Annotated in this window: 15 protein-coding genes; 10 read left to right on the top strand and 5 right to left on the bottom strand. The window is 63.9% G+C overall.

Annotation, left to right across the window (positions count from 1 at the left end; translation table 11 throughout):
* The first annotated feature begins 12 nt into the window (after nt 1-12).
* From ACH49N_RS36965 to ACH49N_RS36925, 9 genes are all read left to right on the top strand, one after another.
* Entirely contained in the window at nt 13-465 is a 453-nt protein-coding gene (locus ACH49N_RS36965; RefSeq protein WP_358276176.1) for a MaoC family dehydratase, read from the top strand.
* 171 nt (nt 466-636) lie between these two features.
* On the top strand, nt 637-1,965 hold the full coding sequence (locus ACH49N_RS36960; protein ID WP_358276178.1) for an MFS transporter: 1,329 nt from the start codon (nt 637-639) through the stop codon (nt 1,963-1,965).
* Nucleotides 1,966-2,044: 79 nt separating this feature from the next.
* Complete coding sequence (locus ACH49N_RS36955) at nt 2,045-2,545, top strand: MaoC family dehydratase (RefSeq protein WP_358276179.1); 501 nt, start codon at nt 2,045-2,047, stop codon at nt 2,543-2,545.
* Nucleotides 2,469-3,113, top strand: coding sequence for a MaoC family dehydratase (locus ACH49N_RS36950; protein ID WP_397505141.1), 645 nt, complete (start codon nt 2,469-2,471; stop codon nt 3,111-3,113). The genes ACH49N_RS36955 and ACH49N_RS36950 overlap by 77 nt, the downstream gene beginning before the upstream one ends.
* Nucleotides 3,114-3,159: 46 nt before the next feature.
* Nucleotides 3,160-4,080, top strand: a complete 921-nt coding sequence (locus tag ACH49N_RS36945; protein WP_358276181.1) for a CoA ester lyase — start codon at nt 3,160-3,162, stop codon at nt 4,078-4,080.
* 56 nt (nt 4,081-4,136) lie between these two features.
* The gene (locus ACH49N_RS36940; RefSeq protein ID WP_358276183.1) at nt 4,137-4,868 is read left to right on the top strand and encodes an SDR family oxidoreductase; all 732 of its coding nucleotides are present in this window, start codon (nt 4,137-4,139) and stop codon (nt 4,866-4,868) included.
* Nucleotides 4,869-4,883: 15 nt separating this feature from the next.
* Nucleotides 4,884-6,683: an acyl-CoA dehydrogenase gene (locus ACH49N_RS36935; protein ID WP_358276185.1), complete on the top strand. Its 1,800-nt coding sequence runs from the start codon at nt 4,884-4,886 to the stop codon at nt 6,681-6,683.
* 84 nt (nt 6,684-6,767) lie between these two features.
* Nucleotides 6,768-7,922 (top strand): acetyl-CoA C-acyltransferase, encoded by a 1,155-nt coding sequence (locus tag ACH49N_RS36930; RefSeq protein ID WP_358276187.1) that lies wholly within the window; start codon nt 6,768-6,770, stop codon nt 7,920-7,922.
* 474 nt (nt 7,923-8,396) lie between these two features.
* On the top strand, nt 8,397-10,250 hold the full coding sequence (locus ACH49N_RS36925) for an NAD(P)/FAD-dependent oxidoreductase (protein ID WP_358276188.1): 1,854 nt from the start codon (nt 8,397-8,399) through the stop codon (nt 10,248-10,250).
* 207 nt (nt 10,251-10,457) lie between these two features.
* Here the strand turns inward: ACH49N_RS36925 and ACH49N_RS36920 are convergent, their stop codons facing one another.
* The 5 genes from ACH49N_RS36920 to ACH49N_RS36900 form a co-directional block, all read right to left on the bottom strand.
* Nucleotides 10,458-11,255, bottom strand: a complete 798-nt coding sequence (locus ACH49N_RS36920; protein WP_358276190.1) for a hypothetical protein — start codon at nt 11,253-11,255, stop codon at nt 10,458-10,460.
* On the bottom strand, nt 11,255-13,264 hold the full coding sequence (locus ACH49N_RS36915; protein WP_358276191.1) for a hypothetical protein: 2,010 nt from the start codon (nt 13,262-13,264) through the stop codon (nt 11,255-11,257). Before ACH49N_RS36915 ends, ACH49N_RS36920 begins: the two co-directional genes overlap by 1 nt.
* Nucleotides 13,261-13,653: a hypothetical protein gene (locus tag ACH49N_RS36910; protein ID WP_358276192.1), complete on the bottom strand. Its 393-nt coding sequence runs from the start codon at nt 13,651-13,653 to the stop codon at nt 13,261-13,263. Before ACH49N_RS36910 ends, ACH49N_RS36915 begins: the two co-directional genes overlap by 4 nt.
* 192 nt (nt 13,654-13,845) lie before the next feature.
* Complete coding sequence (locus ACH49N_RS36905; protein ID WP_159927832.1) at nt 13,846-14,031, bottom strand: hypothetical protein; 186 nt, start codon at nt 14,029-14,031, stop codon at nt 13,846-13,848.
* A gap of 110 nt (nt 14,032-14,141) precedes the next feature.
* Nucleotides 14,142-14,369 carry a hypothetical protein gene (locus ACH49N_RS36900; RefSeq protein WP_358276193.1) on the bottom strand — a complete coding sequence of 76 codons (228 nt, stop codon included), beginning with the start codon at nt 14,367-14,369 and terminating at the stop codon, nt 14,142-14,144.
* A gap of 266 nt (nt 14,370-14,635) precedes the next feature.
* Here ACH49N_RS36900 and ACH49N_RS36895 point away from each other — a divergent pair, with 266 nt between their 5' ends.
* Nucleotides 14,636-15,580, top strand: a complete 945-nt coding sequence (locus ACH49N_RS36895; protein WP_358276194.1) for a phospholipase D family protein — start codon at nt 14,636-14,638, stop codon at nt 15,578-15,580.
* Nucleotides 15,581-15,970: the final 390 nt, after the last annotated feature.

Here is a 15,970-nt window from a genome sequence, read left to right as displayed (position 1 = left end):
GAGTCTTCGCCGGTGTCCACCTTCTCCTCCATTGATCATCTCAGGCAGTCGAAGGGTGCCGACCTGGGAGCCTCGAGAAAGATCGAGGTATCGCAGGCACGTATCGACGAGTTCGCCGCGGTCACCGAAGACCATCAGTGGATTCACGTCGACGCAGACAGGGCAGCGAACGGGCCCTTCGGCACCACGATCGCCCACGGTTTTCTCACGCTGTCCTTGCTCGCACCGTTTCTGACGGACCTGATCGAGGTACACGGCGCGACGACCTCCATCAACTACGGACTCAATCGTGTTCGCTTTCCCGCCGCGGTCCCGTCCAGTTCCAGACTGCATGCCGAGGGTCGGATCCTCGACGTGGTCGATCGTCCAGGTGCAGTCGACGCGATCGTGGAAGTCGCCATCTACCCCGACGAGTCCCCGAAGCCGGCGTGCATCGCCGAATCGATCATCCGCTACACCCTCTGAACTCGCCGACAAACGCACAGTCCAGTGCTCCAACGTCAACCGGACGACATGAGACAAATGGTTTGACGTGGAGGGCGAGAGCATCGGTACTCGGATGCTCCGCCCTCGCCGGCGAGGGCACCCAAACCTTCAAGGCTTCCCCAGCCCCGATTAGATCCGAAAGAGGCCCACATGTCCGAGATCGAGAGCGACACGGCAATACTGTCATCGCCACCGGCAAGGCAACCGAAGCGCGTCTGGTTCTCCAGCTTCATCGGCGCGTCCATCGAGTTCTACGACTTCAGCATCTACGCCACCGCGGCAGCATTGGTTTTCGGTCCGCTGTTCTTCAGCCCAGCGCAGGCGTCGGTGGGAGTGGTCCTGTCGTTCCTCACGCTTGCGGCCGGCTACATCGCCCGGCCCGTCGGCGCAGTGGTGTTCGGGCACTTCGGTGACAAGATCGGCCGCAAGACCACCCTCATCACGACGGTCGTCCTCATGGGTGTGGCCACCGCCCTCATCGGCGTATTGCCGACCTACGCCAGCGTAGGAGCTCTGGCACCGGTACTACTGGTCACTCTTCGCGTCGTACAGGGCATTTCCGTCGGCGGTGAATGGGGCGGGGCGGTAGTGATGACGACGGAGCACTCGTCGACGGAGCGGCGGTCCTTCATGGGAAGCGCCACCGCCATGGGTTCGGCATTCGGCGTGCTTCTGGGGTTCGTGGCCTTCGCCGCGGTCGTCGCGCTGACCGGCGACAACTTTCTGGTGTGGGGCTGGAGACTGCCATTCCTGGCGACAGTGGTTCTGTTCGGCCTGGCGGTGTACATGCGGCTGCGGATCACCGAAAGTCCAGTGATGGTGGAGGCCGCCGAAACGAATGCGCAGGCGACGAGATTGCCGATCACAGTCGTGTTCACGAAGTACGGTAAGTCTCTTGTGCTCGCTGCAGGCGTCTTTACCGGGCCGTTCATGATTCATTCCTGCATGGGTACCTTCTTCGTCTCCTACGGAGTGACCGAGCTGGGAATGAGTCGATCTTTCCTGCTGAACGCGTCCATCGTGGGAGTGGCGATGTCATTCATCGGCATCCCGATCGGCGGCATTCTCGCCGACAAATTCGGTCGTCGCCGCGTGCTCGCCGTCGGCGTGACGCTCGCAACCGTGAACCTTCTCCTGCTGGGACCGCTTTTCACCAGCGCGACCACGGTCGGAGTCATGCTTGCGTATGCGCTGGTCTTCACCTTCCACTCGCTGTGTCTTGCACCGATCGGTGCGCTGTACTCGGAGTTGTTCCCCACCAGCGTGCGTTACACGGGGGTGTCGATGAGCTATCAGATCTCCTCCCTCGTCGGTGGTGGCCTCGGTCCGGTCGCGGCGTCGTTGCTCATCGCCAGCGGACTGGGGTTGGGCGCAGTGCTCACGATGCTGGCAATCTTCTGTCTGCTGGCGGGCTTCTGTGTATTCCGCCTGCCGCGGACCGACGAGGTCGACCTCCGCAGTGTCGGCGCCGCCGTCTAGTTCATCGATAGGCACGTTAGTTGGTAGTCAACTACTAACTATGTATCGTGGGTGTGAAGCCCACTGTCAGGAGAAGTCCATGACCGACACCGCACTAACCCCCGATCTCGCCGAGTTCCCCGTTCGTCAACGCGGCGCCTATTTCGAGAAGTTCGAAACCGGACAGGTTTTCACTCACCACTGGGGCCGCACGATCACCACCGCGGACAACGTGTTGTTCAGTACCGCACTCGCTCACTGGTCACCCATGTACCTGAACGCCGAGTACGCTCGCGCCCACGGGCACAAGGATGCACAGTTGAACCCGTTCCTCGTACTGTGCACGGTCGTGGGGTTGTCGGTCGAGGATCTCAGCGAATCGGGTGGCCCCTTTCTGGGCATTGAAGAGTGCGTGTTCGAGCAGCCGATCTACTCCGGGGACACCGTGCGCACCGAGTCGATCGTCCTGGATACGCGGGCCTCCGCCAGCAGGCCCGGATACGGCATCGTGACGTGGAAGACCACTGCATTCGACCAACACGATCGGGTGGTCCTGCACTTCGTGCGTAAGAACTTGCTGGCCACCAAGGAGTTGCGGTGAGCGGCCACGGCGGCACCGCCGCCGTAGTGCAGGCACACGAACCGATCGAAGGGAGCCACCGGAAATGACTCAGACACAATCGCACTCAGCTCCACTGGACTGGGTCACCGAGGACTCGGCGTGGTTCGAATCGTTCGAGGTCGGCCAGCGCTGGAAGCATGCTCGCGGTGCGACCATCGACGAGGTCGAGAATCAATTGATCACCAAGATGGTCATGAACACCGCGCAGGAACATTGGAACGAAGCGGCGATGAAGGACTCGCCGTGGGGCAAGAGCCGGTTGGTCTTCGGGCTCATCACGGGCTCGCTCACTCTGGGGCTCACCAGTCAGGACACTGCCGAGAATGCTCTCGCCGAGCTGGGTCTGAATGGTATTCGATTCAAAGCCGGTGTCTTTCACGGAGACACGATTTACGCGTACACCCAGGTGCTGTCCGTCGAACCAGCGGACCGTGACGACGCCGGTGTCGTGCAGTTCCAACACTGGGGCGCCACAGCCGACATGCGCGTCGTGTTCGAGTGCACACGCCGTGTGTTGATCAAGCGGCGCAGCCACTGGCGCCCCTGACACTCACCAGCATCCATTTCACACATTCATCTTTAAAGGAGTACCGATGACGAACCCGAGGCCGGTGCGGCCACGCCGATCAGAGCTGTCCACCCCCGCTACCAGCGAAAAGATGATGGCCAAGGCGGCGGCCGGCGACGCTGATCTCGTTTTCCTCGATCTCGAGGATGCGGTCGCGCCCAACGCCAAGGACGTGGCACGCAAGCAGGCCGTCACCGCTTTGCGCGAACTCGAGTGGGGGCGGAAGACCCGCGCGGTGCGCATCAACGGTGTCCAGACGACCTGGTGCCTCGACGACATCACCGAAGTGGTTGCAGGCGCAGGTGCATACCTGGACGTGTTGATCATTCCCAAGGTCAAATCCGCGCGCGACGTCTGGTTCATCGACACTCTGCTGACGCAGCTCGAACACAAGCACGGCCTGAAGATCGGCGGTATCGGCTTGGAGGTACTGATCGAAGAAGTGGAAGCTCTGGCGGCCGTCGACGAGATCGCGGCGAGCAGCCCGCGGTTGGAGGCGCTCATCCTGGGCGTCGGTGACCTCGCTGCTAGTCACGGAATGAGATCGGCACACATCGGCACCAGTTCCGGCTACCCGGGTGACATCTGGCACTCGGCTCGAACGAAGTTGATCATTGCTGCCCGCAGTAACGGCCTCGATGCAATCGATGGTCCGTTCGGGGACTTCAAGAACAACGATGCCTACCTCCAACAGGCGAATTGGGCCGCAGAACTCGGCGCGGTCGGCAAATGGGCGATCCATCCGAACCAGGTGACGCTCGCCAACGACGTCTACTCCCCCTCCGAGGAGGAAGTAGCGCAGGCACGCAAGGTCGTCACCGCGATGCGCGAAGCCGAAGCCGCCGGCGACGGCGCCGTCGCCATCGACGGTGTCATGGTCGACGCAGCCACGGCCCGGATCTTCGAGACCGTGCTGCAACGCGCCTCCGTCGTCGAGCAGCACTGACCGACACCCGGACCCGACCGCTACCCGGCGCGACCTACTTACGAACAGGACTATCAATGGGCAACATCAACTTCGACTTCACCGGACGAACAGTTCTTGTCACCGGCGCCGCCAGAGGGATCGGTCTCGAGCTGGCCCGGCATTTCACGACTTCCGGTGCTGAAGTAGTCATGGTGGACTTCGACGGTGACGAGCTGGCACGTTCGGCCGACAATGTCGGTGCTGTTGCTGCTCAGGCCGATGTCAGCAACACCGAGGATGTCGAGAGAGTGGTGAGCGAGACGGTCGAGCGCACCGGCCGTATCGACGTCGTGGTCAACAACGCCGGGATTTTGCGCGATCGTGTCGTGTGGAAGCTCACCGACGACGACTGGTCGCAGGTGCTCGATGTACACGCCGGCGGCACCTTCCGCTTCACCCGCGCCGTTGTGCCTCATTTCCGGACCCAGAACTACGGACGCATCGTCAATGTGACCTCCTACACCGGTCTTCGCGGTAATCGAGGTCAGGCGAACTACGCAGCCGCCAAGGCCGGGATCATCGGTTTCACCAAGACCACCGCCAAGGAGCTCGCACTGTTCGGTGTCACCGTCAATGCGATTTCGCCCAACGCCGCCACACGAATGACGGACTCCATTCCGGAAGACAAGATCCCGGAAGTCACCGGCCCGATCGCTCGATTCGCGGACCCCTCCGAAATGGCCACGGCCGTCGCGTTCTTGGCTTCCGAGGAGGCCGGGTACATCACCGGTGTCGTGTTGCCGGTCGACGGCGGCGTTTCGATCTAGAACAGAAGGAATGTCATGACCACGCCACCGCTCTCGCGCCGAGACATCGAGTTTTTGCTCTACGAATGGCTCGATGTCGAGTCACTCACCGAACGCCCGCGGTTCGCGGAACACTCCCGGGACACCTTCGACGCTGTTCTCGACCTCAGTGCGGACATGGCCGCGAAGTTCTTCGCGCCCCACAACAAGCTCGCGGACGCCCAGGAACCGACGATAGGTGACGACGGAAAGGTCGTCACCACACCCGAGGCCAAGAAAGCCTTGGAGGTCTTTGCACAGGCGGGGCTTTTCGCCGGATCGTTCGATGAATCACTCGGCGGGATGCAACTGCCGATGTCGGTGATGCGGGCATCGGTGGCGTGGTTTCAGGCATCCAACGCATCCACCACCGGTTATCCCTTCCTCACGGTGGCGAACGCCAATCTACTCGTCGCCCACGCGAGCGAGGAGCAAATCGACGCCTACGTTCGGCCGATGCTCGAAGGCCGATTCTTCGGAACGATGTGTCTGTCGGAACCCCAGGCCGGATCCTCCCTGGCCGACATCACGACCAAAGCTGTCGAACAGTCGGACGGCAGCTACCGGCTGACCGGCACCAAGATGTGGATCTCGGGAGGCGACCACGAACTGAGCGAGAACATAGTCCATCTCGTACTTGCGAAGATCCCCGGGAGCGCACCCGGCGTCAAGGGCATCTCGCTGTTCATCGTTCCCAAATACGTCCTCGACGCCGACGGCAACCCCGGAGAACGCAACGATGTCGCGCTCGTCGGGTTGAACCACAAGATGGGCAACCGTGGCACCACGAACACCCTGCTGAACTTCGGGGACGGCAGCTACGCCCCGAAGGGGTCGAGCGGGGCGATCGGATACCTCGTCGGCTCACCGAACCGTGGGCTGAACTACATGTTCCACATGATGAACGAGGCGAGAATCGGGGTCGGATTCCTTGCCACCGCTCTCGGCTACGCCGGCTACCGTCAATCGGTCAGCTACGCCCTCACCCGCACTCAAGGACGAAGCCAAACCGACCGCGACCCCGCATCCAAGCCGGTTCCTCTCGTCGAACACGCCGACGTCAAGAGGATGCTCCTCGCTCAGAAGGCGTACGTCGAAGGCGCCCTCGCCCTCGGCCTGTTCTGCTCCAACCTCGTCGATGAGCAGGACACCCTCGACGACACACAGCAGCAGGCCGAGAAGACCCTGCTGCTCGATGTGTTGACCCCGATCGCGAAGAGTTGGCCATCCCAGTGGTGCCTACGCGCCAACGACCTCGCCATTCAAGTGCACGGCGGTTACGGCTACACCCGCGACTACGACGTCGAACAGTTCTACCGCGACAACCGACTCAACCAGATCCACGAGGGGACACACGGCATCCAAGGTCTCGACCTGCTCGGCCGCAAGATGGTCATGCAAAACGGTGCAGGTCTGGACCTGCTCGTGGCCACCATCGGTTCCACCATCGAACGTGCCCAGCACGCGGGCGGCGAAGCAGCCGATTTGGCAACTGGCCTCAAAGCTGCGGTCGACCGCACCCGAGCGGTGACGACGACTCTTCGCGACGAACCCGACAAGGCGCAGTCGCTGGCCAACTCGTCGATCTACCTCGAAGCGGTCGGCCACGTCGTCGTAGCCTGGATCTGGCTCGAACAGTTCCTTGCAGTCGGAGATTCGCAGGGTGATTTCTACGACGGAAAGCGTCAGGCAGCGCGCTACTTTTTCCGCTACGAACTCCCGGCCACGAGAGCTCAATTCGATCTTCTCGTCAGTCTCGATCGGACCACAGTCGACATGTCCGCCGACTGGTTCTGACGATGGCCGGTGTGGTCACCCCCGCACCGATGAGGCCGGCTCCGCCGCAGTACCCGCATACCAGATTCCGCTCGATCAGAAAGCATGTTCATGTCTCGTGAAGCAGTCATCGTCGATGCCGTCCGCTCGCCCGTTGGCAAAAGAAACGGAGGGCTGTCTTCCGTTCATCCTGCCGATCTGTCGGCGTACGTGTTGCGCGCACTGATCGAACGAACCGGCCTCGATCCCGCATCGGTCGAGGATGTCATCTGGGGATGCGTCAGTCAGGTCGGTGAACAAAGCTTCGACATCGCTCGGACCGCGGCGCTGTCCGCAGGATGGCCCATTCACGTCCCCGGCACCACCATCGATCGGCAGTGCGGGTCATCGCAACAGGCCGTCAGCTTCGCCGCAGCGAGCGTAGTTGCCGGGCACTACGACATCGTCGTAGCAGGCGGCGTCGAATCCATGTCCCGCATCCCCATCGGATCGTCGACCGCGGCGGGCAATTCCCCGCTCGGTGAGCTCTACTCCCAGCGGTTCGGATCCGAGTTCCCCAATCAAGGAATCGGTGCAGAACAGATCGCCGACGACTGGGGACTGTCGCGAACACAGCTCGACGAGTTCGCCCTCGGCTCCCACGCCAAAGCTGCCGCGGCAATCGACGCCGGACGATTCGAATCCCAGATCGCATCCATCCCGGTCGATGGAGAGAAAATAGCGGTCGACGAGGGGGTCCGGCGCGGAGGCACCCTCGAATCGCTCGCCAAGCTCACACCTGCCTTCACCCCGGACGGCAAGATCACCGCGGCCAATTCCTCACAGATCAGCGATGGCTCCGCCGCACTGCTGATCATGGGATCCGACACCGCCGCCGAGCTCGGTTTCACACCGATCGCAGCCATCGATACAGCAGTCGTCATCGGATCTCCGCCGATGCCGATGCTCACCGGTCCCATCCCCGCGACCGAGAAACTGCTCGCGAGGCGCGGCCTCACGATCGACGATATCGGAACTTACGAGGTCAACGAAGCTTTCGCCTCGGTTGCCTTGGCGTGGCTGACGGAAGTCGGGGCCAACGAAGAACGGTTGAATCCCAACGGTGGCGCAATCGCCCTCGGGCACCCCCTCGGCGGGAGCGGCGCCCGGCTGATGACGACCATGGTTCACCACATGCGCGAGAACGACATCGAATTCGGCCTGCAAACCATGTGCGAGGGCGGCGGACAGGCCAACGCCACGCTGCTCCGCCTCCTCTGACAAGCTTCAGCCGGTTCACGACCACGGTCGCGTGTGAGACTGGGGCGCCGGGCATGCGCTCGCGAAACGTGCTGCTCGGATGCCGCAACGAATCCCTGTACCAGGGGCGTGGCGTGCCGCCATGGTCGACTTCGACCGTGGCGGCTTTCGTCTGCCCGAACCAGGCTTGAGTTACCTGCGTGTCGTCCCGTCTGAGAGTGTGAGTCTGCGCGGGCACCACGCCGCTTTCGGGAAGCACCACCCCGTTTTTCGCAACAATTGTCTCGGTCCGTCGCGACCGATGTCGCTTCAAGGTGATCACGATCACTGATTAACTGAATGCAGTGCGACGGTAGCAATCCCAGCAACCCGGAGAGGCTACTACTGCCCAGCAGTATGCCCCGGGATCCGCTTCAACACGGCTAGGAATGCACAACAGCAGACCTGCATACGGCGTCACTCGAACAGACGCCGCCAGACGAGGGTGAGGAACCAGTGTCGAACGACAAACTCATTGGTGAGCTGGATTTCGATCCAACCGCTTTGAAAGAAAAATACGACTACGAACGTGACCGCCGCATCCGCCCGGACGCAAAGAAGCAGTACGTCGGCACCTCAGTCGGGCGGTTCGAGCAGTACAGCCGCGACCCGTGGAGTGACGCCGACGTTCCCCGCGAGCCCCTGACAGATCACACCTCCGTCATCATCGCAGGCGGCGGCTTCGGCGGACTGCTGCTGGGCGCTCGGCTGCGCGACGCCGGAGTCACCGATGTCAGGGTGATCGAGACCGGCGGCGACTTCGGCGGAACGTGGTACTGGAACAGATACCCGGGTGCCATGTGCGACATCGAAGCACACATCTACCTCCCTTTGCTCGAAGAACTGAACTACGCCCCCAAGCACCGGTACGCCTATGCAGCAGAAATGCTCGAAATCAGCCAGCGAATCGGCAAAGAATACGGACTCTACGACAAGGCCTGCTTCCACACCGCAATCACAGGCGCACAGTGGTCCGAGGACGAGAACCGTTGGCACATTCAAACGGACCGCAACGACAAGCTGACCGCCGACTACTTCCTTCTCGCCTGCGGCCGTCAGAGCCTGCCGAAACTCCCCAATCTGCCCGGCATCGACCAATTCGAAGGCCACATCTTCCATTCGAGCCGATGGGACTACAGCTACACCGGCGGTAGCAGCGAGGGTGGACTCACCGGGCTGAAGGACAAGCGCGTCGGAGTCGTCGGAACAGGTGCGACGGCTCTGCAAATCGTGCCCGAAGTCGCCAAAGACGCCGGCGAGCTCCTGGTGTTCCAACGGACCCCCTCGACCGTCGGGGTCCGCGGACAATGCGAAACCGGACCCGACTGGGTCGATATGTCCAAACCCGGGTGGCAGCGCGAACGCCGCGAAAACTTCCAAGCCCATGTTCAATTCGGCACCCAAGCCGGCTACGTGCGGCCCGACGTAGACATGGTCGGCGATGGATGGACTGCAGCTTTCGAGGTCCTCGCCGAGCCGGAAGACTCGGTGACCAAGCGGTTGGGACGGCCGCCGACGCAGGAAGAGCTCGCCGAGCTGTCCGAGATCAACGACTACAGGTTGATGAACCAGATCCGAGGCCGCGTCGACGACGTGGTCGAAGATCCGACCACCGCCGAGGCTCTCAAGCCGTGGTACCGCTGGTGGTGCAAGCGGCCCGGGTGGCACGACGACTATCTCGCTGCATTCAATCGGAAGAACGTCACGTTGATCGACACTCACGGCCAGGGCGTGGAGCGATTCACACCAAACGGTGTCGTAGTGGACGGTGTCGAGCACCCTCTCGACTGCCTGATCATGGCGACCGGATTCGAATCGGCAATCTCATACACCGAGTTGACTGGCTTCGACATCATCGGGCGGGAGACAACGCTCTCGCAGCACTGGGCGAACGGCGTCCGGACACTGCACGGCATGTCGACCGACAAGTTCCCGAACATGTTCTTCATCGGCGGAAACACCCAGACTGCGTCGGCGGTGAACGCTGTGCACCTCCTGGACGAGCAGTCTCAGTACGTTGCGCACATCGTCGGCCAGACCGAAGCCAAGAATGCACGCGCTGTCGAGGCAGAACCCCGAGACGTCGAACAGTGGGTCCGGATTATCGCCGAGTCCCCCAAGAACCATGCGATGTTCCGGTTCTTCGCTCAATGCACACCTGGTTATTACAACGCCGAAGGCAAGGCCGAGACTGCTGCGGACCTCTTCATCGGCGGGCGATACGGGGACGGCCCACTCGCCTACTACGACGTCCTGCACAACTGGGCGGCCGACGGGCAACTACACGGGTACGCGCTCAAGCAGGAGTGAAATTCGAGAGCAGAACTCGAACGCGGCCGGCGTGCGAACACCGGTGCGTTTCACCATCACCGATGTTCGCACACCGGCCGCACGTGTGCTCCGAATGCACCAGCTACCCCAGTCCGACAGCACATCCCGGCAATATCGGTCGCGGACCGGCATCACAGCGACCAAACCGGTCATGGTATCCACCTGAATGAGCCGAACCGCTTCAGATCAGATCCAGTCGATGTGGACGGAGTCGATGTGGTCGAAGTGGAATCCGAATTGGTCGCTGTATCTGTCGAAGCCCTTGTTCTCCGGGTAGTCGAGGGTGGCGTGCCGCTCGAGCAAGGCGACGACCCGGGCGTGATCATCGTTGGCGAGGGCGGCGGCGAGTTCGCGGGACTCGTCCGGGGTGAACGGGGTGTCGGAGTTCGCGAAGTCCAGGGTGCGGACCCGGTAGTCGTAGCCTTCGTCGGCGCCGTTGCGGACCATCACACCACCCTTGACCCGGATGACCGCGGTCTTCGGTGTCCCATCCGGGCGCAACACCCCGGCACGGGCCATGATGTCCTCGGCCCGCACAGTTTTGAGTTTCTTGCTGGCATCAGCACGCAACTCGTTCGTCTCCCCCGACCGGTACCGGGACACCGCCGAGCGGGACCGTCCGATCTTCGCGGCCACCACGTCGATACCGCCGAGGCGCTCGATCGCCGCCCGCCGTTGCGCCCGCTCGAGCACATCCGCGTGGGGGATGCGGCCCTGTTGCGCCCACCGGCGCAACGTGCGGTCCGACGGCGGGGTGCGGCCGGCGTCGATCGCCGCCTGACGCAAACCCTCGTTGCCGAGCTCCGTACGTAATTGTTTGACCGTCACCTTGCTGGTCAGCCCGGCCAGTCCCCCGGTCTTGACCTGTTTCGACTTCTCCACCCCACTGGTCGCGGCATTCGCCACCGAGACTTTGAGGCCGTCGAGCCCGACCGCCTGCTGCGCCGGTTTCCTGGTCCGCGGCTTCGGCAGATGCAAAGCCATCAGTCCACCCCCTCCCCGTCGTCGTCGGCGGCGGCGTCCGCGTGGTCGGCGAAGGCGGCCTTGATCGCCAGATTCACCTCGTGCACATCCGCAGCCGACGCCATAGTGTGCAGGAGGGTGTCGGTGAGGGTCACGTCCTTTTCCACCGTCATCTTTCCCAGCGCCTCGCTCGGGTCGGAAATGTCTTCCCCTTCGGGGAGGAGGTACACCCAGGAGTCGGTGACGGTGCGGACCGGCCAACGATGGTGCTGACGGGCGATGCGCATCGCGACCCGGCGGCCACGCCACCGGCAGTGCGCGATGATCGACGCCCGCCACAACGGTTGGTGGTGATGTTGCATTCGTGTCGCGGTCCACATGTCCGGGTTCACCATCCGCCCGATGTACCCCTTGTAGCAGGACCCGAGAAATCCCTTCATCGCCGCATCCCGGGTGTCGACGGCGGTTTTGCGGGCCTCGCGCAGGATCTTCGCCCACTTGTCCAGCACCCGCCCCTGCTGCGGGTACACCCACGCCTCGGTGATCTCGAGGTCGTCGAGATCGGCACCGATCCCACCATCCGCGACCGGTGCACACAACCCGTCGATGCTGACCGAGGTGACCCAGGTCTGCACCGGCTGATCGGCGAGCATGTGCGGATGCGGCAGAGGCAGCTTCTCGGGCAGCGACAACGTCTGCCCGGGTGGCAGGGTGATCCGCCACAACCCGAACGGGGTGCCCTTCTCCCCCACCGCCGCAGCGGGTGCGGCCGCGCCGGTCAGATGTGTGGGTTGCCCGTAGCCGAGTTCGAGCATCCCGGCCGACGCCAAATAGGCGGCGCGTTGGTCGATCGACACCAACCGGCACGCATCCTCGAGATCACTGGTCTCCGGGACCCGGGTCCAGCCGACCGCGGGCTCGAGGTCCCCGCGCGGCGCCCCATCGAGCGGCGGCACCGGACCCGCGGTCGTCACGACGATGCCCTTGCCCGATCGGGTGCGTTCCCGTTTGATCTTGTCGATGATCGCGGCGCCGGTGCGGGCCGGTGTCGGCCCGGGGAGCACCCCGAGATGCTGGGCGCACCAGGCCAGCCGGCGGCCCAACTCCCGCGCGGCCGGCAGGTCGTCGTCCGGGAGATAGGTTCCCGCTGTGGGTGAGCCGAGGACACCCATATCGCCGACCCGGTTGTGCCAGCCGAAGTCCTTGTTCCAATAGGTCCACACATACGGTTCGATCACCACATCGACCATCGAGGTGAAGTTCCCGATCGTGCGGGACAGGTGCACCACATGCCCGGGTTCGCCGCGCAGCTCCCACCCCGCACCGAGCAACGGTGGCAGGGTGGCATGCAGCACTGCGGTCAGGTCGGTGGCGGCGCGGGTACGCAACGCTTCCATGTCGTCGACGTCGTCCTCACTGCCCGGATCGATGACCCACCCGAGTAGCTCACACGCCGCCAACCCCACGACCCAGATCTGGGCGGGTGCCCCCAACGGGGTCAACGAGGCCCAGCGAATCAGCTTGTCCAGCTTCTCGAGTGAGTCGACCGGACCGGTCAGCTCCTTTCCCGAAGGGGTGTACGTCCCGGCGGCGGTCACGATCAGCGCATGCCCGTCCGCGGCCTCCCCCGCCGGCAGCGCCTCCCACACCGGCGGATCTACCGCGTCGCCATCGGCCTCGGCCTCAACGCTGACCAGCTCGGGAGACTCCATATCCGTGGGCGTTTCGGCGACCGTGGGCGTTTCGGCGACCGTGGGAGATTCGGCGACCGTGGGAGATTCGGCGACCGTGGGAGATTCGGCGACCGTGGGAGTTTCGGCGACGTCAACCCGCTCGTCCGACTCAGCGTCCCCCTGCTCGTGCGAGTCAGCGTTCCCCGGCTCGTGTAAGTCAGGGTGCGTGGCAACGGTGGGTTTCGGGCCCACCTGGTCGGTGGCGTTGGGGAGACCGTCATCGGCGGCGGATTCAGAGGTCGTCGGAGTGGTGTCGGGCAGTGCGAACAGGGGGATTTGCTCCCACGGGGAGCTCATGACTCCGGCTCGGCGATCCGGCCGTCGAGATCGGCCGGTGGGACCCGGTAGCGGTCGAAGAATTCCTGCAGGGCAACGTCCACGACATTGGTCACCGTGGATTGACGGTGGTTCACCAGCCAGTTCAGCCGGGCCTCCGTCGAGGCCAGGACCCGGGTGTTGAGCGGAACCTTCGTCGGCCCCTTCCGCGGTTCCAGCTTCGCCGTCAATTCCGGACTCGGTGTTCCCGCACCACTGAAGTCTCCCGCACCGGAAGCGCGTTTCCCCGACCCCGCGGCGCCTCGTCCGGCCCCGGTCGGGCGGCGGCGGGAGCCGCCTTGAGAATTTCCTACCTTCGCCATCCCCACCCACTCGTGTTCGGTGTGCCACCCGTATACGTGCGCGGACATCACCCTACCCACTACGTGCCTTGTTACCGGTATTTTTGCTGGCATGTTTGCGCGCAGAGTTGCGCCCAGGATCTGACCGGGGTGCTACCACCGCGCCGGGGGCATCGACGGACGCTGGAGGCGACGACGCCGGAGACACTGCCCGGGCACATCAGCGCAGGAAACCGTCGTGACTCGACCACCGCGGAGTCGTCATTCCACCAGCGTGATCGGTACCCCGGGGGTGATGAACAGGTGGTGCCGGGCGCCGTCATGGGTGAGCGACATCGTCACTCCCAGGGTGTGTCCCTCGGCGAACCGTGCGAGCAGCTCCCGGGTGGCCTCGAATCGGGTCTGGCTGATGCCGTAGGTGACACCATTGAAGATGAGGCTGGGCACCGTACCCTCCTTCTACTTGGCAGTGGATGCCGAAAGTCTCACTTGACAACCCCTCGTCCATAGGGCGGACACACCGGCGCGGCCGACGGAGGTATCTGCTCTGGTTGGGGTTACCAGCGGTGGACGACGGTCGGGTTCGGCTCGTCGCTGCCCCGAATCGCGATCGGAGTCGCCGGCGTGATCAGCAGGAGAACCGTCGAGTTTTGGCTGACGAAACCGACGAATCCCCCGTTGCCGCTGTCTGCGAAGATGCCCCGGATGTCGTCCTCGAGGCCGTGAGCGGCGGCCGCATCGGCGAGTGGATAACGGACCCCGTCGTAGATCGCTTCGTAACTCATGATCCTTCTCCCGCCGGTCGCGTCTCGTGGTGCCCATAGCGTACGAGCGCCGGTCCGCCGGTCGGGGCCGAAGCCGACGCCGACGCGTTGTCCGCAACCGAGATTCGACCGGATCGCTGCACCCCGGGTGACCGCGGTCAGCCCCTCACCCGCGGCGCCGTCGACCTCGCCGAGGAGCGCCGACCGACGGCGCCCCCGTTGAGCTTCTTTTAGCGTTGCCCGGGACCGGCACCACACCCAAGGCGGGCCGGTTACCGTCTGTGGGTATGGGGACCACCTTCCACGGGCCGAGCCCGTGGCCGCACATCACCCGCGCCATCCGCACCCGCGGCGCCCGGTACGCCGCGATCGGCTACCTCGGCCAGGACGCACCCGAGCTGCTCCCGCTGCGCGCCGGGGACATGTTGGTCGTCAACGCCTCCAAGGCCGCTATCCGGGCGCACGCCACCTCCCCCGCCGCCCTCACCTACTACGTGAACAAGGGGGTGCGGGTGTTGTCGTCACCGACCCTGCACGCGAAGGTGATCGCCACCAGTACCCGGGCGGTGATCGGGTCGGCGAACGCGTCCGGGAACTCCACCCTCGCCGACGACGCCGTGGTCATCACCGACGACCCCGAGATCGTGGCCGGTGTCCGGACGTTCATCGACGGCCTCGACGAGATCACCGAGGTCGATCAGGTGTTCCTCGACGACGCGATCCTCGAGTGGGAGATCGGCCGCGCCGTCCCCCTGCCCGGGGTCACCGGCCGCCTCCGCACCGACACGGACTTCCTGCCCACACCGGTGCGCCGGATGTTCGTCAAACACGCCGTCGACTATCAACCCACCGACACCGAACAACAGGTCCTCGACACCCAGCGGGGCCGGCATTCGGCGGAGGGCGGGCCGGCGGTGAAGTACCAACTCGCCTCGCTCCGCCTCGACACACGCGGCACCCTTCGGCGCGGCGACGTGATCGTCTTCGTCTCCACCGGTGACGAGTGGATCTACCCGCCGGCCGTGGTGATCTCCGATCCGATGCGGATCCCACGGTCGGGCGGAGCGGTGTTGTTCTTCCTGCGCACCCGCACCGACCTGCCCCCCGTGGCTCTCACCGACGCCGAGAAGGCGCTCACCGACCTCGGGCACCCCGGGTCACGGTTGCGGACCGATCACTACGTCCGCTCCCCCAGCCTCCGGGCAGCGCTACTCGCACTGTGGGAACTCTGAGCGGACGCGCCCACGAAATGAGCTGCGCACCAGACCATCTAAGCGCGCGGCCCCTCGAACACGCCGAGGTCTGCACGGAACTCGACAACGTTCTCGTCCGCGAACTCTCGTACTCGACAATGTCTGGCGTGCAGCTGGTGCTTTCTCTCTCACCGCCGAACCCAGTCTCCGTCGATGCTCTCGACCGGTTCCACCACTGCCCACCCGACGAGAAGTGACTGCTGGGGTGGTCAATATCCATGAGCCACACGACGGGCGCCGTGCGTTGCCCCACCATGTACCCCCCATTTGTGTTGCTAGCTACTTCGACCTGAAAAAGTCGGGGTGTGGCGGTGCGTGATCAGCCAGTCCTGAAACGGGACAATGGCCTCAACCCTTGGGCTAGAAGGG

Source organism: Rhodococcus sp. NPDC019647, from assembly GCF_044389235.1.
Lineage (GTDB): Bacteria > Actinomycetota > Actinomycetes > Mycobacteriales > Mycobacteriaceae > Rhodococcus_F > Rhodococcus_F oxybenzonivorans.
The sequence above is the reverse complement of the archived record's forward strand: the minus strand, read 5'-3'. Positions and strand labels throughout refer to the sequence as shown.

Excerpts from the sequence above, each read along its gene's own strand:
- ACH49N_RS36960 (WP_358276178.1), top strand. The coding sequence starts at position 637 with ATGTCCGAGATCGAGAGCGACACGGCAATACTGTCATCGCCACCGGCA.
- ACH49N_RS36955 (WP_358276179.1), top strand. The coding sequence starts at position 2,045 with ATGACCGACACCGCACTAACCCCCGATCTCGCCGAGTTCCCCGTTCGT.
- ACH49N_RS36945 (WP_358276181.1), top strand. The coding sequence starts at position 3,160 with ATGACGAACCCGAGGCCGGTGCGGCCACGCCGATCAGAGCTGTCCACC.
- ACH49N_RS36940 (WP_358276183.1), top strand. The coding sequence starts at position 4,137 with ATGGGCAACATCAACTTCGACTTCACCGGACGAACAGTTCTTGTCACC.
- ACH49N_RS36935 (WP_358276185.1), top strand. The coding sequence starts at position 4,884 with ATGACCACGCCACCGCTCTCGCGCCGAGACATCGAGTTTTTGCTCTAC.
- ACH49N_RS36930 (WP_358276187.1), top strand. The coding sequence starts at position 6,768 with ATGTTCATGTCTCGTGAAGCAGTCATCGTCGATGCCGTCCGCTCGCCC.
- ACH49N_RS36920 (WP_358276190.1), bottom strand. The coding sequence starts at position 11,255 with ATGGCTTTGCATCTGCCGAAGCCGCGGACCAGGAAACCGGCGCAGCAG.
- ACH49N_RS36915 (WP_358276191.1), bottom strand. The coding sequence starts at position 13,264 with ATGAGCTCCCCGTGGGAGCAAATCCCCCTGTTCGCACTGCCCGACACC.
- ACH49N_RS36910 (WP_358276192.1), bottom strand. The coding sequence starts at position 13,653 with ATGTCCGCGCACGTATACGGGTGGCACACCGAACACGAGTGGGTGGGG.
- ACH49N_RS36900 (WP_358276193.1), bottom strand. The coding sequence starts at position 14,369 with ATGAGTTACGAAGCGATCTACGACGGGGTCCGTTATCCACTCGCCGAT.
- ACH49N_RS36895 (WP_358276194.1), top strand. The coding sequence starts at position 14,636 with ATGGGGACCACCTTCCACGGGCCGAGCCCGTGGCCGCACATCACCCGC.